Here is a 24,664-nt window from a genome sequence, read left to right on the forward strand (position 1 = left end):
CCTCCCCCGCCAGGGGGAGGTGGCGCCAAAGGCGACGGAGGGGGAGGATACGGAACAGCGGTTCCCCCTTTCCTCCCCCTCCGTCTGGCAAGTGCCAGCCCCCCCCCCCTGGCGGGGGAGGATACGAAAGTCCTCCTAGAACGTCGTCCGTCCCCCCGACGTGTCGAAGGTCGACGCCGTCGTGAAGCTGCATTCCTCGGACGCCATGAAGCAGACCATCGCGGTCGATTCCGGGATCTCGCCCAGTCGCCCCATCGGGATCTTCGAGCGCATATACTCGACCTGGCTCGCGGGCAGCTGCTCGAGGATCGGGCTCTCGAACGTCGCCGGGGTCAGCGCGTTGGCGATGATGCCCTTGCCCGCGAGTTCCTTGCCGAGACTCTTGGTCAGGCCGATCACCGCCGCCTTGGTCGCCGAATAGGCGGACGCGTTGGGATTGCCCTCCTTGCCCGCCACCGACGACACGTTGACGATGCGGCCATAACCGTTCGCCAACATCAGCGGCACAACCGTCCGGCAGCAATAGAACAGCCCGTTCAGGTTGATGTCGACGACACGCTTCCAGCTGTCGAGCGGGTATTCGTGGACCGGCGCGGTCGCCCCGGTGATCCCCGCCGAGCAGATCAGGATGTCGACCTTGCCGAGCACGGCCGCGCTCTCGGCCGCCGCCGCGACGACCGCGTCGACGTCGGACACGTCGAGCGCGACGACATGCGCCGCGCCGACCTCGTCCTTCGCGACTGCGAGCTTTGCGGCGTCGAGATCCCACAGCGCGACGCTGCCGCCCTCCGCGACGATCCGCTTGGCGACATCCTTGCCGAGCCCCGACGCGCCGCCGGTGACGATCGCGCAGCGACCGGCAAACCGCCCCCCATAGATCGTCATGCGATCGAACCTTCACCCAGATGGCGCCATTCGACGACCGACTGACGCTGCGTGCCGAGCCCGGCAATGCCGAGTTCCATCACGTCGCCGGCCTTCAGGAAGATCGATTCGGGCTTCTTGCCCTCGCCGACGCCCGGCGGCGTGCCGGTGATCAACAGGTCGCCGGGGTACAGCGTGATATATTCGCTGACGTAGGAAATGAGCTGCTTCAGGTCGAAGATCATCGTCTTCGTGTTGCCGGTCTGCATCCGCGCGCCGTTGACGTCGAGGTGCATGTCGAGGTCCTGCGCGTCGCCGATCTCGTCGGGCGTCACCAGCCACGGGCCGACCGGGCAGAAGGTGTCGTGGCCCTTGCCCTTGCTCCACTGCGACCCGCGCTGCTTCTGGTTGAAGCGCTCCGACACGTCGTTGGCGAGGACATAGCCCGCGACCTTGTCGAGCGCCTCGTCCTCCGAGACGTAGCGGCAGGTCTTGCCGATGATCACGCCCAGCTCGACCTCCCAGTCGCCATGCGTCGAACCGCGCGGCAGGACGACGTCGTCGTTCGCACCACTGAGGCTGGACAGCGGCTTCATAAACATCATCGGTTCGGTGGGGATCGGCAGGCCGGATTCGATCGCGTGATCGCGGTAGTTGAGGCCGATCGCGACGATCTTGCCAATGCCCTTGATCGGAACGCCGTAGCGCGGCGTACCGTCGACGACCGGCAGCGACGCGGGATCGGCCGCGAGCGCCTGCGCCAGCGTTGCGACGTTGAGGTCGTCGATCACGCCCGACAGGTCGCGGATCGCGCCGTCGGCATCGACGATGCCGGGCTTTTCCTGGCCGGGTTGGCCGTAGCGGCAGAGTTTCATGAGGGGACTTTCGGAAAAGAGAATGGCGAAAAGAGAGACTGGATCAATGCATGTAGGGGCGGTGCATCGCGATCTCGGGGTTGAGCGTGACGCCGAACCCCGGCGCATCGAGCGCGCTCGCCTTCATCCGGCCGTTCTGCGGCACGGGCTCGCCGAGCAGCTGCGGATGGAACATCGGCACCACCTCGGTCGGTCCCGGATGCATCATCAGGAACTCGGCGAACGGCGAATTGTGGCGCGTGATGACGAAATGGTAGCTGTAGACCGACGATCCGTGCGGCACGACCATCTTGCCGTGCGCATCGGCCAGCGCGCTGATCTTGAGCAGTTCGGTGACGCCACCGCACCAGCCGACATCGGGCTGGATGATGTCGCAACAGTCCATCTCGAGCAGCATCCGGAAGCCCCAGCGCGTCGCCTCGTGCTCGCCGGTGGTGACCAGCATGCCCTTGGGCACGTTGCGCTTCAGCTCGGCATAGCCCCAGTAATCGTCGGGGCTGATCGCCTCCTCGATCCATTTCAGACCATGTTCGTGCGCGGCGATCGCGAGCCGCGTGGCGTAATCGACGTCGAGCGCCATCCAGCAATCGAGCATCAGCCAGAAATCGGGACCGCATTTCTCGCGCATGTCGGCGATCATGGCGATGTTCTTCTTCATGCCCTCGGCGCCCTCGGCGGGGCCGTGGTGGAGCGGCATCTTGCCACCGATGAAGCCGAGCTCCTTGGCGACGTCGGGCCGCGCGCCGGTCGCGTAGAATTGCAGTTCGTCGCGTACCGCACCGCCGAGCAGGTGATAGACCGGCTCTTGGCGCAGCTTGCCCAGGAGATCCCACAGCGCGAGATCGACCCCAGAGATCGCGTTCACGACCAGCCCCTTGCGGCCGTAATATTGCGTCGAGAAGTACATCTGATCCCAGATCTTCTCGTACTCGGTCGGCGAGCGTCCTTCGAGGAAGCGCGCGAGGTGCTTCTCGACGATGAACGCCGCGGGCTCGCCACCGGTGGTGACCGCGAAGCCGACCGTGCCGTCCTCCGCCTCGATCTCGACGACCAGCGTGCCGAGCACGTTGATGCCGAAGCTCTGGCGCGACTCGCGGTATTCGGGATAGCGGCTCATCGGCGTCGCGATGTGGTCATCGATCCAGTGCCCCGCGCCCTGGTCGTGATAATCGGCACCACCACCACGGACGACGAACGCCCGGACGTGCTTGATCTTCGGCAAAGTCACAATCGCCACGCTCAACGCTCCTCATCCCCCGCGCCCCACCGAAGGCGCGTCGCACACACCATCGAACGATGTCCGCGTCCTGCCCGCCCGGTCTGCTCCGACCCGGCAACGCAGCACATTTACGTCTCACTCAATGATTTGCATCATCTCATTTTGTGAGACGAATGGTTACTTGATGAGAATGTCCGCGTCAAACGTAGACTTGAGCTGGTACCGGAAATCCCTCCTGCATGCCTGCGGACTGGCTCGCATCCGACCCCACGCGGAAAAGGCCTGACACGGCCGTAAATTGATGATATATGATCAGCCATCTTACAATGTGGTAAATCACCGAAGAGTGGTTCTGCGCAAAGGGGGGATACCAATGAACGGTTTACGTCTCACGGCCTGCATTCGTAGCGGCACATCGATGCTCGCGCTCCTCTCTGCCGGGGTTGCGACCACCGCCACGGCTCAGCAGGCATCCCCGCCGACGACGACAACTGCGGAGACGCCCCCCGAACCCGCCACGCCAGCCGACGCAATCCAGACCGACGACATCATCGTCACGGGTTTCCGCGCGTCGCTCACCACCGCGATCAACCAGAAGCGCAACGAGACCGCGGCAATCGACAGCATCGTCGCGGAGGACATCGGCAAGTTCCCGGACTCGAACCTGGCCGAATCGATGCAGCGCATTCCCGGCGTCGCGCTTGCCCGCGGCGACGGTGGCGAGGGCCGCAACATTTCGGTCCGCGGGCTGGGCGCGGCGTTCACCCGCGTCCGCATCAACGGCATGGAAGGCACGTCGCAGACCGGATCGTCCGACATCTATGGCGGCGGCAACAATGGCCGCAGTTTCGATTTCAACGTTTTCCCAACCGAGATCTTCTCGTCGCTCGCGGTGCGCAAGACGCCGTCCGCCGATGTCGAGGAAGGCTCGCTCGGCGCGACCGTCGACCTGTCCGCACCGAAGCCACTGGCCGGCAAGCAGGACTTCACGCTCAGCGCCACCGTACGCGGCGTCTACAGCGAGCTAGCAAAGAAGGTGAACCCGCGCGCCTCGCTGCTGATCGCGAAAAAATTCGACGACGGAAGGTTCGGCGTCCTCGGCTCGGTCGCCTATCAGGAGCGCGACATCCGCGAAGTCGGCTATTCCGCGGTCGACATCCTGTCCGCCAATACCAACGGGCTGTTCTGTTCGCCGGTCGGCTTCGCGCCCGCCACGCCGGCGATCGGCAGCAAGGGGGCCGATGCCGCGAACTGCTATCCCGGCACGCCGCGTACCAGCACCGCGGCGGCGTTCAACACGGTGCTCGCCGCGCGCCGCCCCGACCTGCCCAACACCGCCGGCAGCGGCGCGTTCTTCCCGCGCATCCCGCGCTATCTGAATTCGGAGCAGAAGCAGAAACGGCTCGGCGGGACGCTCAGCTTCCAATTCCAGCCCGACGCGGCGACCGATATTTCGCTCGACCTGCTCTATTCGCGCTTCCACGTCGTGCGCCGGGACAATTACATCGAGGCGATTTCGTTCGCGCGCTCGGCCGCGAACAACGGCCAGCCGGTGATGTCGATCAAGGACGTCCAGCTGACACCGCAAGGCGGCCTGATCTACGGCCTGTTCGACGGCGTCGACGTTCGCTCCGAAGGGCTGGTCGACGATTTCACGTCGACGTTCAAGCAGGCTAATCTCAACATCAAGCACGACTTCACCGACAGCTTCGGGATCACCGCGCTGTTCGGGCTCAACCAGGCCAAGGCGTTCGGCAAGCGGCGTTTCCAGTATTTCATGGACGCCATCGACACGCCCAATTTCTCGATCGACTACCGCGACGGCAAGGATACGCCGAAGCTCGGCTTCGGTTTCGACGTGTCCGATCCGACCCGCTTCAACTACGGACCTGCGCTTGCCGATGGCACCGTGCGCGGCGGCTACAGCTTCCAGGCGCGTCCCTCGACCAACACCAACAACGGACTGACCGCGGAAACGAACCTGCACTGGAAGGTCGCCGACGTGCTGACGCTGAAGGCGGGCGGCCAATATCGCCGCAGCGATTTCACACTGCGCAACGTCATTCCGTACACCGCCGACACGCTCACTAGGGCGCTGCCCGCCGGTACCACGCTCGCCGACATCACGCACCAGATCAGCGGCGTCGGCAATCTCTGGGGCAACGGCGCGCCGTCGAGCTGGGTTTCGCTCGATCCCGACAAGTTGATCAGCACGTTCAACCTGGATGCGGTGCGCTATTGCGGCACCGAATGCGGCGCGCAGTCCAGCCGGGTGCTCGAGGAAGTCTCGTCGGCTTATGCGATGGCGGCGTTCGATCTCGGCGACCGGCTCGGCGGCATCGGTGTCCGCGGCGATGCGGGCGTCCGCTTCGTCCACACCGACCAGCTGTCGTCGGGCTTCATCTCGGTCGCGCTCGCAGGCTCGCCAACCGGCGTGACCGGGCGGTTCGCCACCGCCAACAAGCGCTACAGCGACTGGCTGCCCTCCGGTAACCTCGTCATTGAGCCGATCGAAGACCTGTTGTTCCGCTTCTCGGGCGCGAAAGTGCTCGCCCGACCGGAACTCGGCGTGCTGACCCCCACCAGCGGCGTCAACGCGATCACGCGCAACGGCAGCGTACAGAACCCACAGCTCGATCCGATCCGCGCCAACACCTTCGATGCCGCGATCGAATGGTATTTCCGCCCGGGCGCACTGCTGTCCGCCGCGTTCTTCTACAAGGATCTGAAATCCTACGTGCAAAGCGTCAACACGCTCATCCCTTTCAGCGATCTCGGCCTACCGAACGAACTCCTTGCGGGCAGCAACACGTTGCCGAGCGAACAGTTCACGATCGCGCAGCCGCTCAACACGCCAGGTGGCCCGTTGAAGGGCGTCGAGGTCAACGCGCAGGTGCCGTTCACCTTCCTGCCAGGGTTCCTAAGGAACTTCGGCGCGCTGGCGAACTATACGCACGTCACCTCGCGGATCGACTATATCCTCGCCAGCGTGAACGGCGTGCCGACCGTCACGACCACCGCGAACCTGATCGGCCTGTCGAAGAACACCGCGTCCGGCACGCTCTATTACGAGGACAGTAAGTTCAGCATCCGCGGCACCGCCAATTACCGCGACGGCTTCATCCGCGGCATCCCCGCTTCCCCCGGCAGCGATCTCCAGGGCAATGACAGTACGCTGTTCGTCGATGCGTCCGCGTCGTTTGCGGTGACGGACACCGTGAAGCTCATCCTCGAGGGGACCAACCTGACCGACGAGCAGAACCGGCTTTATACCGACAGCGTCCGTCAGGACACGCTGTTCCAGACCCGGATCGGTCGCACGGTGACGTTCGGCGTCAACTTCAAGCTGTGACGATCGACCCAAACGGGTGAAAAATCCCCTTCAACGACGGCCGCGTGGTCGGCCAAGCCGATAGGGACTTGGCTTCCTGTCGCGGCGCTCATAAAGCGGGCGTTGATTCGAAAGACCGTCACGATAGCCGAGAGCCCTAGATAGCATGCAAATAATCGTTCGCGACAATAACGTCGACCAGGCCCTCCGCGCCTTGAAGAAGAAGCTGCAGCGCGAAGGCGTGTACCGCGAGATGAAGCTTCGTCGTCATTACGAGAAGCCGTCGGAGAAGCGTGCCCGCGAGCATGCTGCAGCTGTCAGCCGTGCACGCAAGGCCGATCGCAAGCGCGCCGAGCGCGATAACTGATCGTTCCCGGACCGGGCCTTGCACGAGAATGGTCGTGCAATGTCCGGTCCGACATAATGCGCCGTTCCGGAATGGCGCCTGCGGCACTGGCCGATTGATTCGCGACATCGCGTATCCACTCGATCCCGACATCCTGCCGACGTAACCGTGAGTTCACAGCAGCAGCATCGCTGCTGACGATCACGGCTGCCTGACGACTTTGACATTAGAGACCGTCCCAGCTCCGCCCTAGGCCTCACGCCGCCATCCATACCTTGACGCGTCTATTCCGGGGCGACACCGTCCGCGTTGACCAGGTCGGCGCCGACGAGAGTACCACGCACGCGCACCCGCTTCTCGACCAGATCGACCGGTACGCGGTGCAGCTCGAGCTGATAGCGACCGCCGATGTCCCGACGCAGATAGAATGCACCGCCATCGCGAAGCAGCATCCCGGTCTCGTCGATTACTGTCCCGATTGTCGTCATGCGCGTGCCATTCCCGTTGATCGAGATAGCGCGTATCCCAAGAAGCGAGGCGTTTCCATGCAGTTACGCCGCATATTATTTCTCCGCCCCAACGACTAGGTCGATCACTGCATAGAACGATAGTCTCCGCATCGATGCCAGCCGCACGCTAATGGCCGCCCTCGACCCACGGGACGCCCGCCTCTCGAAACGCATCGGCGAGCGCGGCTTCGAGTTCGAGCGACTCCCATTGCTGCATAGGGTTCAGATGCTCGACGAGCCCGGGCAGCAGATGCGCCCCGAACCTCCTGACCGCACCGCTCGCCTTGTACCCCAGCTTGTGCTGATCGAACCGCCAGTCCGGATCGCGCGACGTCTGCCCGACATATAGTCCCCAGCGCTCCGGGGACCGCGAGTCATGCAGCAACACGATATAGACGGAGTGCTTGGCGTTGCGCGAACCGGCGGTCGCGGCGCGAAAATTCTCACAGGCTCGCCGAGCCGCCGGCATCCAGCCGATCGATGTCATCCTCGTCGATTCGCCGACAGGTCGATACGGTCCGAAACCTCTAGACGTCTTTCCCAGTCTTGGTCTTGCCCGAGCGCGCCGGCAGGCGGTTCTCTTTCGCCAGTTCGGAGAGATGCTCCGCCGCCCGGATGTGCATGGCGCGGATCTCTGTAATCGGCGAGGCGACCGCCGCAGCGATATGCCTGGCCAGTTGTTCCCGCGGATCGTTCAGGAACGGTGATTGCGCCACGCTCTACTCCCCTACTACGCCGCGCACGTCGCGCGTGTCGGCTGCCGTTCAAACGCTGCGGGCCCTCGTTCGGTTCACCCCGCTACGCAGTCGCCTGCCCTCACCCCATCATCCGCCCACGAAGGTTGAACAGGATCACCAACGTACCCGACACCATCAGCGCGATGATGAGCGTGGAGAAGAGGATCAGTTGCAGGTCGTGCCGCGACGAGCGCTTCAGGCTGATGTGGAGGAAACAGCGGAACTGCACCGCCATCTGCACGAGGCCCAGCGCCAGCACGCCGCCGAAGATCGCACGCGCACCGAACGACGGCCAGCGGACCATCGCGAAGGCCGCCACGGTCAGCGCGAGCGACAAGGCATAGCCGACCGCATAGGTGCGCAGCTCGCGGGTCCGGTCGCTCATCCGATGTTCCCTTGCAGATAGACGACCGAGAAGATCGCGATCCAGACGATATCGAGCAGGTGCCAGAACAGCCCCAGCCGCAACAGGTTGATCCGCACTCGCGCATCGAGGCCGTACGCGCAGACCTGCCCGACCATCACGACCAGCCAGAAGCACGCGACCGCGACGTGGAGTCCGTGCAGCCCGACCAGCGCAAAGAACGACGACAGGAAACCGCTGCGCATCGGATAAGCACCGTGCGCGAACATCGTCGCGAAGTCGTTCGCCTCGAGCGCGAGGAAGACGAGGCCGAGGCCCAGCGTCGCGCCGAGCCACCCGAACAGCACGCGGCGCGGTTCGTCGTACTTCATGGCGATCGTCGCGCGGCCGAACGTCGCGCTGCTCGTCAGCAACAGCAGCGTCTCGACGAACGCGGGCAGCAGCTTGAACTCGGAGGCGGGCGTCGGGCCGCCGACGGTGCTGGCGATCATCGTGCCATAGGTCGCGAACAGCAGCGCGAAGATCACCGCGTCGCTCATCAGGAATATCCAGAAGCCGAAGATCGCGTTCTCCGCCTGGTCCTGCGTCAGCGCGCCGGTGTCGCCGAGGTTGAGGCCGGCATGCGACAGTTCGGGTTCGCTCACGCCACGATCTCCGCAAGGCCACGATTGACCGCGGCGGTCTCCAGTTGCCGCGGAATCGCGGGCGTCGCCCGGACGCGCGTCAGCCAGGCCTCATGCTCGCGCGCGACCTCCGCAGCGGGAATGGTCCGATGCTGGTCGCGACCGAAGCTGCGTAGCACGACCGCCGCGACGATCACCTGAAACGCGACGATCGTCAGCCCCCAGATCTCCCAGATCAGGCCGAACGCGGCGACTGCGGCTGTGAGCCCGATCACGACGCTGGTCGCGCTGCCCTTCGGCACGACGATGTCCTCGTAGGCTAGTGGCGAGGCGTAAGGATCAGGCTGGCCCTCGTCATGCTTGTGATCGTAGAACGGGTTGCGTCCGTCGATGAGCGGCAGCACCGCGAAGTTGTATTCGGGCGGCGGTGCGCTGACCGACCATTCGAGCCCGCGGCCATCCCACGGGTCGCCCGCTTCCACGCGTGTCTTGGCACGATCGCGGATGCTCACCCACAACTGGATGCCGAGCGACGTCAGTGCCGCCAGCAGGACGAACGCGCCGACGCCGGCGACGTACAGCCACGGCCAAAACGACGGTTCGAAGATCGCCTGCGTCCGCCGCGCCATCCCGCTCGCGCCGAGCACGTACAGCGGGAAGAAGGCGAGGTAGAACCCGACCACCCAGCAGGAGAACGCGATCCGCCCCCAGCGCTCGTCGAGGCGGAACCCGAACGCCTTGGGAAACCAGTAATGATAGCCCGCCAGCATCCCGTACAGCAGCCCCGGGATCAGCATGTTGTGGAAATGCGCGACCAGGAACAGCGTGTTGTGGACGAGGTAGTCGAGCGGCGGCATCGCCAGGATAATGCCGGTGAAGCCGCCCAGCACGAACGTCATCATGAACGCGAGCGCGTACAGCATCGGCACAGTGAAGCGCACCTCGCCGCGAAACATCGTCCAGATCCAGTCGTAGATCTTGACGCCGGTCGGCACGCCGATCGTCATCGTCGCGATCCCGAACGCCGCGTTGACGTTAGCCGACTGCCCCATCGTGAAGAAATGATGGACCCACACGGTGAAGCTTAGCACCGCGATCGCCATCGTCGCGATCACCAGCGAGGTGTAGCCGTACAGGTCCTTGGTGGAGAAGGTCGACACGACCTCCGAATACACGCCGAACGCGGGCAGGATCAGGATGTAGACCTCGGGATGACCGAACAGCCAGAACATGTTGGCATAGTTCATCATGTTGCCGCCGAGGTCGTTGGTGAAGAAATGGAACCCCAGGTAGCGGTCTAGCGCGAGCAGCAGCGTGGCGACGGTCAGCGGCGGCATCGCGAAGATCATCAGGATCGACGTGCACAGGCTGGTCCATGCGAACATCTGCATCCGCATGAACCGCATCCCCGGCGCACGCAGCTTGTAGACGGTGCAGGCGATGTTGATCCCCGCCATCGTCGAGCCGATCGACCCCAACGTCACCGCCCAGATCCAGTAGTCGACACCGACGCCGGGGCTGAACGCGCGCTCGGTATAGGGCGGGTAGCCGCTCCATCCGCCGGTCGAGAATTCGCCGACGACGAGGCTGGCCATCATCAGCCCCGCGGCGCCGATGGTGAGCCACAACGCGATCGAATTGGCCCAGGGAAATGCCATGTCGCGCGCGCCGATCTGGAGCGGCAGGACATAGTTGATCATCCCCGTCAGGAACGGCATCGCCATGAAGAAGATCATGATCGAGCCGTGCGTCGAGAACAGCTGGCCGAAATGGTCGGGCGTCAGGAAGCCGGGGTTCTCGATCGCCACCGCCTGCTGCATCCGCATCAGCACCGCCTCGACCAGCGCGCGCGACAGCATCACGAACGCGACGACGATATACATGATGCCGATCTTCTTGTGGTCGAGGCTGGTGAGCCACTCGGTCCACAGATACCGCCACTTGCCATAACGCGTCAGCAGCGCCGCGACGACGACCGCGCCGACCACCACCAGCGCGCCTGCGAACGCGCCGATGATCTCGCTGATCGTCGGGTTCTCCCATGCGCGCACGAACGGCAGGTCCTGCCAGCCGAACCGGCCGAGCACGGCGGGCCAGAGGGGAACGGAAACGGTCATCGAACGGCTTTCGGAGAAGAATGGGTCATGCCGCCAGTCGCGGCGACGACGTGCTCGAAAAGGTGTGGCGTGACATGCGCGAACTCGACGGGCCGGGTGATGATCGACCGCGCGGACAGCCGTCGCCAGGTTTGTGCGTCGAGCGTGCGCTTGCCGCTTCGTGTAGCAGCCGCCCAGCGGTCATAGTCGGCTGGCGACACTGCAACGACATCGAACTTCTGCTGCTGGAAGCCGGCGCCGTTATACTGCGTGTTCTCGCCGCGGAACCGTCCCGGCCGGTGCGCCTGGATATTCAACTCGGTGGTCATGCCGCCCATCGCGTAGATCTGCCCGGCGAGTTGCGGGATCAGCATCGACTGCATTACCGTGCCGCTGGTCAGCTTGATATGTACCGGCCGTCCAGCGTGAATGGTCAGTCGATCGACCGACGCGACGCCGAGGTCGGGATAGACGAACACCCATTTCCAATCGAGCGCGATCGCCTGAACCTCGACCGGCGCCGCGCCCGGCAACCGCCGATACGGATCGTCGATCTGTGTCCAGTGCCACAGCAGCACGGCGAGCCCGATGACAATGCCGGCGGGCGGGATCCAGATCAGGCCTTCCACCCACCAGGAGAAATTCCACTTCGGCCGGTACGCGTCGCCGCGGTTGGACAGCCTGTAATGCCACGCGAACAGCGGCGTCAGCAGCAGCACCGGTCCGGCGACGAACAGCAGCACGATCGATACGGTGACGAACAGGTCGCGCTCATGCCCCGCGACCGGCCCCTGCGGGTTGAAGAACCCGTGCGACAGCGCCGTGCAGCCCCCTAGCCCCATCAGGATCGAGAGCGGCGCCAACCGCGATAGACTCCACTTCAATCGAACGAACACCTGGCCCCCTTGTCGCACCGCCCGCGCCCAGGAACGGTTTCGCGCCGGCTCCGTAAAGAAGCCATCCCACAGCGTGATGCTCCAGGGTCCCCTTCGCCGCAACGCACGACTACCAGTACGGCTGCTCTTTAACAAAAACTTCATACCGATATCCGGTTTCCGTTCGATCGTCCAAATGCTCCGCGTGACACCGTCGTCACTTGCTCGTGACCGTCGCTTCGATAGTCTTCCGCCGGGGATCAAGGGTCGGGATCGGGAGACGGGCATGCGCGGACGGGTTCGGTTGGGTGTGCTCGCGCTGTTGAGCCTGACGGCGGCTGGGCCGGCGGTGGCTGCGTGCAAGGTCAGCAAGATCGCCGAACTGCCCGTGACCCTCACCGGTCGCCGCGCGATGGTCGATGCGAAGTTCGGCACGCACGACACGCGATTCATCGTCGATAGCGGCGCCTTCTACAGTACGGTGTCGCGCGCGTCGGCTGCGGAGTTCGGGCTGTCGAGCGAGCCGGCTCCCCCCTGGTTCCGGCTGCGCGGGGTCAACGGCGACACGTCCGCAGCGATCGCCAGCGCAAAGGACTTCTCGCTCGCCGGCCTGCCGATCCCGCGGGTGAGCTTCATCGTCGGCGGCACCGACACGGGGACGGCCGGTCTGCTCGGCCAGAACATCCTCGGTCTCGCCGATGTCGAATACGATTTGCCGCACAGCGCGGTGCGGCTGATGCGGGTCGATGGCTGCGGCAATGTCGGGCTGGCCTATTGGGCCGCGGGAAAACCGTTTTCGACGATCCCGCTCGAACGCGGCGGCACCGGACCGTGGAAGCCGCACACGATCGGCACCGTCCTGGTCAACGGCGTCAAGATGCGCGCGGTGTTCGATTCAGGCGCGCAAACCACCGTCATGACGCTCGCCGCGGCCAAGCGGGCAGGCATCACACCGACCAGTCCCGGCGTGACCGCGGTCGGATTGAACTCGGGCATCGGTTCGAAGCAGCTCGCGACCTGGCGCGCTCCATTCGATACGATCGACCTCGGCGGCGAGACCGTGCCGCACCCGAAATTCCAGATCGCCGACATCCGGATCGACGGCGACATGCTGATCGGGTTCGATTTCTTCCTGACGCACCGCATCTTCGTGTCGAACGCGAACCACCTGCTCTACATGACCTATGAAGGCGGCCCGGTCTTCGGGCTGACGCCGAGCGGCGCGCGTACCACCGCGGGCGAAAAGCTCGACCTGACCGACACCGCCGCCGTGCCGACCGATGCCGAGGGGTTCAGCCGACGCGCCGCGGTGTTCCTGTCGAAGCGCCGGATCGAGGAGGGGCTCGCCGATCTCGACAAGGCGGTGGCGATGGCGCCGACCGAAGGACGCTACGTGTATCAGCGCGCACAAGCCCGGCTCGCGCACGGCCAGCTCCTGCTCGCCGCGGCCGATCTCGACAAGGCCGTGACGCTCATGCCCGACAACACCGATGTCCGCCTGTTGCGCGCACGCCTCCGCTTGATGAGCCGCGATCCAGATGGCGCGGGCGAAGATGCCAAGGTCGCCGGTCGCGCGCTGCCGGCCGGGTCGGATCGCCGGCTCCAGCTTGCCGGCCTGTACGAAAATCTCGACCAGCCCGAGCTCGCGATCGTCAATTACGATGCCTGGCTGAAGATGCATCCCGAGGACGCCGCCCGCTCCACCGCGTTTAACGGCCGATGCTGGGCGCGCGCGCTGCTGAACCGCGAACTCGATCGTGCGATGTCCGACTGCAACACTGCCCTGAAGCTCCGTCCCGGCTATGCCGCGTATCTGGACAGCCGCGCGCTGGTGAACCTGCGTCTCGGCAAGCTCGACGCCGCGCTCGTCGACTATGACGCCGCGGTCAAAGCCAACCCGCGCAACGCCTGGTCGCTCTACACCCGCGCGATCGCGGAACGACGCGCGGGCAAGATTGAAGCGGCGGACGCGGACCGCAAGGCCGCGCTCGCGATCAACCCAAACGTCGCCAAACGCGCGGCGCGGTACGGGCTCGACGGCTGACCGGACGCCGACGTCTACCTGCTGGCGCCCGGCGCAGCACCCTTATCGCGGCTGAGACCCGAACGACGGCGGACGGTCCGCCTTGGCAGTGCCGAACGACGACGGCTTCGGTCCCATCGTGAATTCGAGTTCGCCACCCTGCGCGATGTCGGCGTGTGCGATCCAGTTCCGTGTCCAGGGCTTGCCGTTCCAGCGGACCGACTGGACATAGGGGCTGGCCGGCGCATTGCCCTTGGCGACGACGCGCAACGTGCGTCCCTGGCCGAGATCGACCTGCGCCGTGTCGAACAGCGGCGAACCGAAGACATAGACGCCACTGACCGGGTCGACCGGGTAGAAGCCGAGCGCGGAGAGGATGAACCACGCGCTCATCTGGCCGCAATCGTCGTTGCCGATGACGCCGTCGGGCTCGGCCTTGTACATCTCGGTCAGCAGGCGACGGACCATAGCCTGCGTCTTCCACGGCGCGCCCGCATAGGCGTAGAGATAGGCGGCGTGCTGGTCCGGCTCGTTACCGTGCGCGTACTGGCCGACCAGCCCGGTGATGTCGGGCGGCGCGTTCTTGGGCAGCGTCGACGGCGCGGTGAACAGCGCATCGAGCTTTGTCACGAACCCCGCATCCCCGCCGAACAGCGCAATCAGGCCATAGACGTCGTGCTGGTTGAGGAACGTCGCCTGCCACCCGTTCGCCTCGGTATAGTCGCGCTGTTTCTCAGGGTTGTGGCCGAGCTGGATCGGGTCGTAATCGGCCCACCAGCTGCCATCGGCAAAGCGCGGCCGGGCGAAACCGATCCTGGGATCGATGACGTTGCGGTAGTTGAGGCTGCGCTTACGCAGCGCGGCGGCGTCGGCCTTGACGCCTGCCGCATCGGCGAGCACCGCCATCGCCCAGTCGTCATAGGCATATTCCTGCGTGCGGCTGACCGACTCCCAGGTCTTGTCCGCGGGCACGAAACCGAGGTCGTAATAGAAGTCGCGACCGAGCGTGCTGTCGACGTCGGGAAAGCTGCGATCGAACGCACGGCTGCGGATCTGCGGCCACGCCGCAGCGTAATCCGCCTTGATCCCCTTGGCACAGGCTTCGGCGAGCACCGACACCGAATGCCAGCCGATCATGCACGCGGTCTCGACGCCCTGCAGCGGCCAGACCGGCGATCCGGTCGGGCTCTGCACCGTCTGGCGGACGAGATCGCGCGTAAATTGCGCCGCCTTGTCGGGCTGGACGAGCGTCAGCAGCGGATGCAGCGCGCGGTAGGTGTCCCACATCGAATAGGTGCTGAACGCGGGTTCGGCGGCGGTCGTCTGATGCACCTTGCGGTCGAGCCCGACATAGCGGCCGTCGCGGTCGGTGAAGAGCGTCGGCGACAGGAACGCGTGATACAGCGCGCTCGCCATGATCGTGCGCTGTTCGGGCGTGCCGCCATCGACGCGGACGCGGTCGAGTTCGGCCTGCCACGTGCGCGCCGCCGAGCGCCGCACCGCGTCGAACTGCCAGCCTGTGGCTTCACCCTGGAGCGCGGCCTTGGCACCCGCGACGTCGACCGCGGAGATGCCGGTTTTGATCAGGATTGGCGCGCCGCCCGCCTGGTCGAAGAACAACGCGACCTTCAGGCGGTTGCCGGTGACGCCCTTCGCGCCCGCCGGTGCAGGCGCGTCGTCGTCGCCGAAGAACTGGACGCGGTCGGGTTTGCGCGACAGCAGCATCGCGAAATGGATGCGCCGGCCCTTCGCCCAGCGGTGGACGCGGCGGCTGCCCGTCAGCATCCCGTCGGCGGAGATCGCCAGCGAGGCCTCGTCGATCAATGTCCCCTTGTCCCAGACGTCGAGGATCATGTGCGCGAAGTCGACGAGTATGTGCCCCGGCCCCTGCGGGAAGCTGTAGCGGTGGTGGCCGGTACGCTCCGTCACGGTGAGTTCCGCGAGCACGCCCGATTCGAGCTTCACGCGGTAATAGCCGGGTTCTGCTAGCTCGTCGGTGAAACGCTGGCGATACCCCTGTTCGGGTTTGCCGAGCGCACCGGGCTTCAGTTGCAACGGCCCGCGCGTCGGCACGACCAGCACGTCGAGCATGTCGCCAATCCCGGTGCCCGACAGATGCGTGTGACTGAAGCCCATGATTGAGCCATCGTCCTGGTGATAGCCCGAGCACGCATCCCAGCGGCTGTTGTCGGTGTCGGGGCCGAGCTGCACCATCCCGAACGGCAGCGATGGGCCGGGATAGGTATGACCGTGCCCGCCGGTACCGACGAACAGATCGGGTTTGCCCGCGACGGGCGCCTGCGCGGCCGCGGCGTTGGTGACGGGCAACGCAGCGGCGAGGCCAGCAAGCCCTGTGCCGGCGAGCACCTGGCGGCGGTTGGCGGTGGTCATGTGTATCTCCCGGAATTCATATCAGTAGCGGGCGGCCAGCAAGGCAGGCTTGCGGCGCTCGAGGTCGAGGATCAGCTCGCCGAACAATCCATTGGCCCAGGCGAACCAGCTGCGCGTGAACTTGGCCGGATCGTCCTTGTGGAAGGATTCGTGCATGAACCCGGTGCCGCCGTGCGTGGTCTTCAGCCACGCAAGGCACTGGCGGATCACGGCATCGTCATCGCTGTTCATCGCATGTGTGATGATCGACATCGGCCAGATCATGTCGAGCCCGATATGCGGCCCGCCGATCCCGCGCGCGGCGGTACCGGTGAAGAAATACGGGTTGCGATCGCTCCACGCGAGCGCGGCGGTGCGGCGGAACAGCGGGTCGCTGCGATCCGCCGCGCCGAGCAGCGGCAGGCCCGACAGGCTCGGCACGTTGGCGTCGTCCATGAAGATCGCGTTGCCGAAGCCATCGACCTCATACGCCCAGACCGCGCCGCCCTGCCCGTCCGGCATCCGGCCATGCGCGCGGAGCGCCGCCTCGACCTCGGTCGCCAGCGCCTCGCTGTCGGTCGCGCCCGCCATATCGCCGCGCGCCTCGCGCTGGACCGTCGCCAGCATGCGCAACGCCGACACCGCGAACAGGTTCGACGGGATCAGGAACGGATAGAGGCACGCATCGTCCGACGGGCGGAACATCGAATGGATCAGGCCGACCTTCCGCGTCGGGGCGCCATAGCCCTCGAACATCAGCGTCTCGGTCGGCGAGACGTTCAAGCGCTGGAAATGATACGGGCCCTTGCCATCCTTGCGCTGCTGTTCGCGGAAGGTCGCGATCGCGCGGCGCATCGCCTTCGCCCACAGATCGTCGAACGGCGTCTTGTCGCGGGTCGCGGTCCAATAGCCGTGCGCGAGCCGCATCGGGTAGCATAGCGAGTCTATCTCCCACTTCCGCTCGGCGACGCCCGGCTTCATGTCGGTCTGGTCGGTCCGCGCGCCGAGGTTCGACTTGGCGGTCGGATCCTCCATGAACGCGTTGGCATAAGGATCGATCAGGATGCAGCGTGCCTGCCGCGCGATCAGCCCGGTGAAGACGCGGCGCAAGCCGGCATCCTTCGGCGCGAGGTGCACATAGGCCTGCATCTGCGCCGAACTGTCGCGCAGCCACAGCGCCTCGATATCGCCGGTGATGACGAACGCATCGGGCTTGCCGTCGACCGTGCCGACCTTGACCGTGGTGTCGAGCGTGTTGGGATAGCAATTCTCGAACAGCCAGGCGAGTTCGGGATCGGCGATCTTCGCCTTCACGCGCGCGATCTCGGCCTCGACCGCGGGACTGACGAAGCGGCGCTGGCCGCGCGGCGGTCGCTTGCTTACGAGTAGCGCGGCGGCAGCGGCGGACGCGGCGCGCGGGAGGCTGGCGGTGACGGCCAGCGCGGCGGCGCCCGTCATCACGTCGCGTCGACGAAGGCGCATTCCGGTTTCCATGGTCAACGTCCCGCCACCGGTGCGCTCATCGAGAACGGCGCGTCGGCCTTTGCCGCACCCCAGGCGGTGTTCGGCGTCGGCCCCATCACGAACCGCAGCGTGCCGCCCTGCTGCAACGCCGCGCGCGTCAGCCAGGGCTTGTCGTGCGGAGTGCCGTTGAAGCTCGCCGACTGGATGTAGACATTGCCGGGGCCATTGTTCGCCGCCTCGATCGTCAGCGTCTTACCGCCCGGCATCGTCAGCTTCACGGTCTGGAACAGCGGGCTGCCGATCGCATATTGCCCGACCGCAGGCGTGACCGGGTAGAAGCCGAGCGCGGAGAACACGTACCACGCCGAGGTCTGGCCGTTGTCCTCGTCACCCGGATAGCCGTCCGGCGCGGGCGAGTAGAGCTTCTTCATCACGTCGCGGACGTGATATTGCGTCTTCCACGGTGCGCCGGCCCAGTCGTAGAGATAGGTCATGTGCTGGATCGGCTGGTTGCCGTGCGCATATTGCCCCATGTCGACGATCTGCATCTCGCGGATCTCGTGAATGGTCTGCCCGTAATAGCTGTCGTCGAAGATCGGGGGCGTGGTGAAGATCGAATCGAGCCGCTTCACGAACGCCTCGCGCCCGCCCATCAGGTCGGCCAGCCCCTGCACGTCCTGCATCACCGACCAGCTGTAATGCAGCGCATTCCCCTCGGTGAACGCGTCGCCCCATTTGTACGGGCTGAACGGCGTCGACCAGCTGCCGTCCTTTTTGCGGCCCCGCATCCAGCCGCTCTGCGTGTCGTAGAGCTTGCGGTAATTCTGCGCGCGCGCGGCGTAGAGCTTCGCATCTTCGGTCTTGCCCAGTGCCGTCGCGAGCCGCGAGATCGAGAAGTCCGCAGTGGCGTATTCGAGCGTGCGCGCGGCATTCTCGTTGATGCCGACGTCATACGGCACATAGCCGAGCCGGTTATAATATTCGACGCCCTCGCGCCCGACCGCGCCGACGACCTTGCCCTTCTTGTCGACCGGGCGGCCCTGCGACGTCGTCGCGTTCTTGACCATCGCCTGGTACAGCGTCTCGACGTCGAACCCGCGCACGCCGTTCAGATACGCGTCGGCGATCAGGTTCGCCGAGTTCGATCCGATCATCACGTCGCGGTGGCCGGGACTGGCCCATTCGGGCAGCCAGCCGGACTCCTTGTAGGTGTTGACCAGCCCCTGCATGATCTCGCTGTCGCGCTCGGGATACATCAGCGCGAAGAACGGGAAGACCGCGCGCCACGTGTCCCAGAAACCGTTGTCGGTGTAGAGGAAGCCCGGGTGCACCTTGCCGTCATACGGGCTGTAGTGGACCGTCTGGCCCTTGGCATCGACCTCGTGGAACATCCGCGGGAACTGCAGCATGCGGTACAGCGCGGAATAGAAGATCCGGCGGTTGTCGAGATTGGGATCGGTGACCTGGACGCGGTCGAACTCGCGCTGCCAGATCGCCTTCGCCTTGGTCTTGGTCTGCTCGAACCCGTCGCCGCCGATCTCGCCGCGCAGGTTTCGCTCGGCCTGTTCGAGACTGATGAACGACGACGCGACCTTGACGCCGACCTGCTCGCCCTTGCGTGTCTTGAAGCTGACGACCGCGCCGACATGATCGCCCTCGCGCGTCGGCGTCGCGGTGACCTGGCCCTTGCCGTCCCAGGTCTGGCTGACGGTGAAGTCATGGTCGAATTCGGCGACGAAGTAATTGTGGAAATTGTCGGGCACGCCGCCGTGGTTGTTGCGGACATAGCCGGTGATGCGGCGCTTGGCCTTGTCGATCGAGACCATCGAGCCGCCGGCATAGCCGTCGAGGATGATGTGCGCGTCGTTGCTCTGCGGGAAGGTGAAGCGGAACTGTGCGGCGCGGTTGGTCGGCGCGACCTCCGCGGTCACGTCGTAATCGGCGAGATAGACCTTGTAGCTGTACGGCCGGCTGTCCTCCGCCTTGTGGCTGTACCAGGACGCGCGTTCGTCCTCCTTCACCTTCAGCGCACCGGTCGTCGCCATCAGCGAGAACGCGGCGTAGTCGTTCATCCACGGACTGGGCTGGTGCGTCTGCTTGATGCCGTTGATCTTGTTCGCGTCGTAGGTGTAGCCCCAGCCGCTGTTCGTCTTGCCGGTGACCGGCGTCCAGAAGTTCATCCCCCACGGCACCGCCACCGCGGGATAGGTATTGCCGTAGGACAAGGTGTAGTCGGAATCGGTCCCCATCAGCGGGTTGACCAGATCGACCGAAGGCTGGTCCTGCGGCTGCATCGCGCCGTTGGCCGACGCGGCGGCCGTCGCCTTGGTCTGGGCCAGAATCGGCGCGGGCGCGACGAGAGCGAGCGACGCGACCGCCGCTACCGTGCCGCGCAAATTGGCGATCGCCCTGTTTCTCACATCGCTCTCCCTGAATTTCGTGTCGGCTTCTGCACGCCGATCGGTCGCGGCTTCACGCCCGTATTGGTCATCACCACCGGCTCGATCCGACCATCGGTGGCAAAGACCATCCTGTCGATCGCGATCTGGCGGTGTTCGCCGCGATCGGTCTCGAGCGGGCGGCGGTGATACGCGATGTACCAGTCGTCGGTACCCGGCACGTTGACCACCGAGTGATGCCCCGCGCCGCGCGCGATGCGCAGGTCCTGCGACAGGATCTTGCCGCGCGGCGTGAACGGACCGGTCGGTCCCGGCCCGGTCGCATAGGCGACGCTATAGTCCGGGCCGGTCCAGCCGCCCTCCGACCACATCAGGTAATAGACGCCCTTGCGCTCGATCATGAACGAGCCCTCGACATAGCCGGGTGGCGTCACTTCCTTGTAGGTCGAGCCATCGGCGAACGGCAGGATGCGCGTCAGGTCGGAGCTGAGCCGGACGACGTTGCAATGCTTCCAGCCGCCGTAGAACAGATAGACCTGGCCATCGTGATCGCGAAACGCGAACGGGTCGATCGGTTGCGCGCCGTTGTGGAACGCGCCGACCAGCGGCTTGCCGATCGCGTCCTTGAACGGACCACCGGGCCGGTCGCTGACCGCGAGGCCGATCCCGCCAAGCTCCGCATCGCTCTGGATGTCGTTCGCGCTGAAGAACATGTAATAGCGACCGTTCGCCTGGATCACCGATGGCGCCCAGATCGCATAGGCCGCCCACGCTGCGTTCCGCACGTCAAACACGTGGTCGTGCTTGGTCCAGTGCACCAGGTCGGGTGACGAGAACGCATTGAAGAAGGTCTGCATCCCGTAGGACTGACGCACCGTCTTGCGTTGCCGCGCGAGCGTCTGCGCGGCCGAGAAGCGGCTGGTGACGTCGGGCTTGCCGTAATGATCCGAATAGGTCGGATAGATCCAGTAGCGCCCGCCGAACACGCGGATCTCGGGGTCGGCATACCAGCCGGGAACGATCGGGTTCGACGCACTCGCCAGCCCGCACATCATCAGCGCGGACGCGGTCAGCGCGATCCGAACCCCGCGCCGACCGCGCGTTTCGCCAACATGCGGTGACCCGACGCCGCGAGAAAAGGGAGGGTAGCGCCGCGAAGGCGCCACCCGAGAGACAAGCCGATCAAACCAGGTCATCAGAAGTTGAACGAAACGCCCACATAGGCCCGCCGCCCGAAGTAATTCCGATAGGTGAAGCGGTCCTTCGTATCGTTGCCGAGATGGCGGCTTTCCTCCGCCTTGGTGAGGTTGATCACCGAGGCGGTGAGGTTGAGCCGGTCGGTCAGCGCATAGGCCGCGTTGAGATCGACCTGCGCATACGGATCGGTGTATTCGTTCAGGCCCGACTGCAACCCGCCGACGACTTCGCCGCGCCGGTTGTACGAGGCGCGCATCAGCACCTTGCCGTGCTCATAGAAAACCGAGGCGTTGACCTGCGTCTTGGCGCTGCCGACGAGCGCGGACGAACCGATCTTCTGCCCGTCGAGCGTCACGTCCGCCACCGACGTGTCGTTATAGGTGAAGTTGACCTGCGCGCCGAGACCGAACGACAGCGTGTGCTGCGCGTACAACTCGACACCCTGCGACCGCGCATTCGATCCGTTCGCGACCGTCGAGTAAGGCTGGATCAACTGCTGCGTTCCGTTGACGTCGCGCGTGACGTTGAGCACCAACGGCACCACGAAGTCCGACACATCCTTGCGGAAGAAGGTCGCGCCGAGCACCGAACCGCGGTGGAAATACCATTCGATGCCAAGGTCGTATTGCCACGCCGAGAATGGATTCAGGTCAGAGTTTCCGCCGCTGCCCGACCAGCCGGCGAACTCGCCGAACTGGCCACGATCGAACGCATACGCATCCGAGCGGAACGTGAGCGACCGCTGCGACCCCAGATTCTCGAACGATGGCCGCGCGATCACCTTCGCGACGGCGCCGCGAACGAGGAGATCAGGCGTGACTTCGTACGACACGTTGAAGCTCGGCAGCCAGTCCGTGTACGTCTTCGACTGGTCGGCACGCGTGTTGACGATCGTCTCGCGCACGCTGAGTGGCAGCACCTGGCAATTGCCATCGGGGCCGAGCGGACGGTTGGGATCGGCCGCCCCGCCGGGGCCGTTGACGCAATAGTCGTTGAGATATTGCAGGCGGTCGGACGTGTTGCCCGACTGTTTCGTATTGGCCATGCGGAGGCCGACGTTACCGCGAAGGCCACCGGTCCCGAAGTTTACCTGCGCATAGCCGGCGAAGACCCGCTCCCCCAGCGCATAGACAAAGTCGGGTTCGTACACCCGCACCGCCTGGCCGTAGGTCGAATTCAGATACTTCAGATATTCGTCAAAATTGATGCCCGGCACGACGTTCGCGTTGAAGCCGCCGTTAATGTTGCCAATCTGGTTCGCGTAAAAGAATTCAGGCCGCGCGACGGCACCGGCGGCGGTATCCTGGTAGCGAAGCAACGTCGCCGGATCGGCATACCAGTCGTTGCGGCCGGTCTCGCGGCCGATCTTGAGGTCGCGCCATTTGCCGCCGATCTGCACGGACTTCAGGAAGCCGTCGAACCGCCTTGTCAAGTCGAGCTGCGCATAACGCTGGCCGAGATCGCTGTTGACGAAGCTCGAGTTGGTCGAGCCCACGTCGATTTGTGCGATCCCGTTGCGGAGGTTGTTCTGCAGCTCGGGTGAGAACTCGAAATTGGCGATGCCGTCCGAGATATCCCAGTTGCTCACCAGATTGCCGTTCTGCTCCCGGCCCGGCGTCGTCAGGCGGGGCTTGGCGGCGACGCTGAAGCGCACCGACGGGCCACCGCTCGACTTGGTCTTGCCCAGTTTCAGGACGGCGTCGAAGCGATCCTGGCTATATTTGACCTCGGTCTCGAACGTGTTCGAAACCTGTTTCTCGCGACTGTACGTGCCGGCGATCTGCGGCGTCTCCATCGTGCACGGGGTCGGGCGCGCGAGACAGCCCGTTCCCGCCGCCGGCACCGCGAAATTGGCCGACTGGAAGATCGTCCCGCTCTTGTCGAACGTCGCGCCGGTAAAGAAATTGTCGTAGCCCCATTCGGGGATCTTCAACACGTTGGATGTATAGTTGCTGCTATAGCCGAACCGGAAATAGTTCGCGGTGACCGTGACCGCCTCGAACGGCTTGAACTGCGCGGTCGCCTGGATCCCGTAACGCTCGCGTTCCTGGTCGAAGACTTCGGCGTTGACCGACTGCGGCGCCCAATAGCCCGAATAATGCGTGCCATCGCGCGCGGTCGTGCCCTGGCCGGGCCAATAGGAGATCGCATCGTTGTTCGCGAAGGTCTTGCCCTCGACGTCGGTCGCGGGCTTCAGGACGTTGCCCTGCGCGTCGCGATCACTCCACCACAGCCAGCTCTCGGACGAGCTGCGCAACTCGCGGTTGGTGCGCTTCTGCCAGACGCCGCCGACCAGCAGGCCGAACGTCTCCTCCTTGTTCTTCCACGACACCTGCCCGCCAAGCTGCGGTTCGTACTTCTCGGTCGTGTCCGAATACGTCCCTTCGGCGGAGACGAAACCCGACCACGCCGGCACGTCGAACGGCCGCCGCGTGTTGAGGATGATCGTGCCACCGACGCCACCTTCCTCAAGCCGCGCTTCGGGCGACTTGTACACCTCGGTGCTGGCGATGAACGTGGACGGCAACAGCACGTAGTTGAACGACCGCTGCGGCTCGCCACTATCGGCGCCGGCGAGGAAATTGCCGTTGAGCAGGGTGAGCGTCAGGCCGGACTGGAGGCCGCGGATGCTGACCCGGCTGCCCTCGCCGCCGTCGCGGGTGATGACCACGCCCGGCACGCGCTGCAACGCATCGGCGACGTTCTTGTCGGGGAACTTGCCGACGTCTTCGGCGGTGATGACGTCGACGAACGCGTTCGCCTCGCGCTTCCGAGCGAGGCTCTTCTCGATCGAGCGCCGATACCCGGTAACGACGATGTCGCCAGTGTCCTGCGCCGACCCATCCGGCTGTGTCGTGCCGGCGGCTTGCCCGGACTCCGCCGTAGCAGTCGAGGCGGGCTGCGCCTGGTCGGACGGCGTCGCGCTCTGGGGAGGCATAGCGGAGGGCGCGGCCTGTTGAGCCTGCGCGGCACCGGCCAACGCAGCAGTAAGACTGACCGTGGCCAACATGAACGACAACGGACGATGGCGACGCGCCACGATCGAGCACGATTCTATGCTTGCGGTCATCAGACTTTCCTCTTCCTCGTGAGGATGCCTGCGCCCCCTCACTTACCCCTGCGAATAGCGCGCCTGCCCACCGTTTTCGGTTGGGCTGTCCGGTTGAATCGGATCCTGTCGGCGTGCAGTCTCGACCCGTCTATTTGCCAATTGTAAAAGCAAATTGTCAAATAGATTGTTGTGTTAGTTTTGGACCGTTGCGGACGCAACTCGGTGAATACCCTTCGATACGCCGATAGTCTGGGGGAAGACACCGCGAGGATTCACGCCTGCCGTCGCGTATTCGTACGCAAACGAAGACCAACAGCCCG

18 protein-coding genes are annotated in these 24,664 nt (G+C 65.0%); 3 read left to right on the forward strand and 15 right to left on the reverse strand.

Annotation, left to right across the window (positions count from 1 at the left end; genetic code table 11):
* Positions 1 to 135: 135 nt before the first annotated feature.
* From J4O76_RS09390 to rhmD, 3 genes are read right to left on the reverse strand one after another with little or no spacing between them, the layout of a single operon-like run.
* The gene (locus J4O76_RS09390; RefSeq protein WP_426281475.1) at positions 136 to 885 is read right to left on the reverse strand and encodes an SDR family NAD(P)-dependent oxidoreductase; all 750 of its coding nucleotides are present in this window, start codon (positions 883 to 885) and stop codon (positions 136 to 138) included.
* Positions 882 to 1,739, reverse strand: coding sequence for a fumarylacetoacetate hydrolase family protein (locus J4O76_RS09395; RefSeq protein ID WP_426281477.1), 858 nt, complete (start codon positions 1,737 to 1,739; stop codon positions 882 to 884). The genes J4O76_RS09390 and J4O76_RS09395 overlap by 4 nt, the downstream gene beginning before the upstream one ends.
* A gap of 43 nt (positions 1,740 to 1,782) precedes the next feature.
* Positions 1,783 to 2,967 (reverse strand): L-rhamnonate dehydratase, encoded by a 1,185-nt coding sequence (gene rhmD / locus J4O76_RS09400; RefSeq protein ID WP_426281845.1) that lies wholly within the window; start codon positions 2,965 to 2,967, stop codon positions 1,783 to 1,785.
* A gap of 364 nt (positions 2,968 to 3,331) precedes the next feature.
* Between rhmD and J4O76_RS09405 the strand changes: the two genes are divergently transcribed.
* Complete coding sequence (locus J4O76_RS09405; protein WP_426281478.1) at positions 3,332 to 6,310, forward strand: TonB-dependent receptor; 2,979 nt, start codon at positions 3,332 to 3,334, stop codon at positions 6,308 to 6,310.
* A 145-nt stretch (positions 6,311 to 6,455) separates the two neighbouring features.
* The gene (gene rpsU / locus J4O76_RS09410) at positions 6,456 to 6,656 is read left to right on the forward strand and encodes a 30S ribosomal protein S21 (RefSeq protein WP_031393196.1); all 201 of its coding nucleotides are present in this window, start codon (positions 6,456 to 6,458) and stop codon (positions 6,654 to 6,656) included.
* Positions 6,657 to 6,919: 263 nt separating this feature from the next.
* Here rpsU and J4O76_RS09415 read toward each other — a convergent pair whose 3' ends face one another.
* From J4O76_RS09415 to J4O76_RS09445, 7 genes are all read right to left on the reverse strand, one after another.
* Positions 6,920 to 7,123, reverse strand: coding sequence for a DUF5818 domain-containing protein (locus tag J4O76_RS09415; RefSeq protein WP_120301000.1), 204 nt, complete (start codon positions 7,121 to 7,123; stop codon positions 6,920 to 6,922).
* A 148-nt stretch (positions 7,124 to 7,271) separates the two neighbouring features.
* Positions 7,272 to 7,631 (reverse strand): hypothetical protein, encoded by a 360-nt coding sequence (locus J4O76_RS09420; RefSeq protein WP_426281480.1) that lies wholly within the window; start codon positions 7,629 to 7,631, stop codon positions 7,272 to 7,274.
* A gap of 40 nt (positions 7,632 to 7,671) precedes the next feature.
* Positions 7,672 to 7,860: a hypothetical protein gene (locus tag J4O76_RS09425; protein WP_426281482.1), complete on the reverse strand. Its 189-nt coding sequence runs from the start codon at positions 7,858 to 7,860 to the stop codon at positions 7,672 to 7,674.
* A 100-nt stretch (positions 7,861 to 7,960) separates the two neighbouring features.
* A complete protein-coding gene (locus tag J4O76_RS09430) occupies positions 7,961 to 8,266 on the reverse strand; it encodes a cytochrome o ubiquinol oxidase subunit IV (protein WP_426281483.1) in 306 nt (101 codons plus the stop codon).
* Positions 8,263 to 8,889 carry a cytochrome c oxidase subunit 3 gene (locus J4O76_RS09435; RefSeq protein WP_426281484.1) on the reverse strand — a complete coding sequence of 209 codons (627 nt, stop codon included), beginning with the start codon at positions 8,887 to 8,889 and terminating at the stop codon, positions 8,263 to 8,265. The genes J4O76_RS09430 and J4O76_RS09435 overlap by 4 nt, the downstream gene beginning before the upstream one ends.
* A complete protein-coding gene (locus tag J4O76_RS09440; protein WP_426281486.1) occupies positions 8,886 to 10,985 on the reverse strand; it encodes a cbb3-type cytochrome c oxidase subunit I in 2,100 nt (699 codons plus the stop codon). Before J4O76_RS09440 ends, J4O76_RS09435 begins: the two co-directional genes overlap by 4 nt.
* The gene (locus J4O76_RS09445) at positions 10,982 to 11,860 is read right to left on the reverse strand and encodes a cytochrome ubiquinol oxidase subunit II (protein WP_426281488.1); all 879 of its coding nucleotides are present in this window, start codon (positions 11,858 to 11,860) and stop codon (positions 10,982 to 10,984) included. Before J4O76_RS09445 ends, J4O76_RS09440 begins: the two co-directional genes overlap by 4 nt.
* A 265-nt stretch (positions 11,861 to 12,125) precedes the next feature.
* Between J4O76_RS09445 and J4O76_RS09450 the strand changes: the two genes are divergently transcribed.
* Positions 12,126 to 13,883, forward strand: coding sequence for an aspartyl protease family protein (locus J4O76_RS09450; protein ID WP_426281489.1), 1,758 nt, complete (start codon positions 12,126 to 12,128; stop codon positions 13,881 to 13,883).
* A gap of 42 nt (positions 13,884 to 13,925) precedes the next feature.
* Here the strand turns inward: J4O76_RS09450 and J4O76_RS09455 are convergent, their stop codons facing one another.
* The 5 genes from J4O76_RS09455 to J4O76_RS09475 form a co-directional block, all read right to left on the reverse strand.
* Entirely contained in the window at positions 13,926 to 16,253 is a 2,328-nt protein-coding gene (locus J4O76_RS09455; RefSeq protein ID WP_426281490.1) for a GH92 family glycosyl hydrolase, read from the reverse strand.
* A 21-nt stretch (positions 16,254 to 16,274) separates the two neighbouring features.
* Entirely contained in the window at positions 16,275 to 17,714 is a 1,440-nt protein-coding gene (locus tag J4O76_RS09460) for a glycoside hydrolase family 125 protein (RefSeq protein ID WP_426281493.1), read from the reverse strand.
* A 14-nt stretch (positions 17,715 to 17,728) separates the two neighbouring features.
* Positions 17,729 to 19,990, reverse strand: coding sequence for a GH92 family glycosyl hydrolase (locus J4O76_RS09465; protein WP_426281846.1), 2,262 nt, complete (start codon positions 19,988 to 19,990; stop codon positions 17,729 to 17,731).
* Positions 19,991 to 20,112: 122 nt separating this feature from the next.
* Entirely contained in the window at positions 20,113 to 21,291 is a 1,179-nt protein-coding gene (locus J4O76_RS09470) for a glycoside hydrolase family 43 protein (RefSeq protein WP_426281494.1), read from the reverse strand.
* On the reverse strand, positions 21,291 to 24,362 hold the full coding sequence (locus J4O76_RS09475) for a TonB-dependent receptor (RefSeq protein WP_426281495.1): 3,072 nt from the start codon (positions 24,360 to 24,362) through the stop codon (positions 21,291 to 21,293). Before J4O76_RS09475 ends, J4O76_RS09470 begins: the two co-directional genes overlap by 1 nt.
* Positions 24,363 to 24,664 lie beyond the last annotated feature (302 nt).

The sequence above is a fragment of the Sphingomonas sp. NFX23 genome, from assembly GCF_049887795.1.
Classification (GTDB): domain Bacteria; phylum Pseudomonadota; class Alphaproteobacteria; order Sphingomonadales; family Sphingomonadaceae; genus Sphingomonas.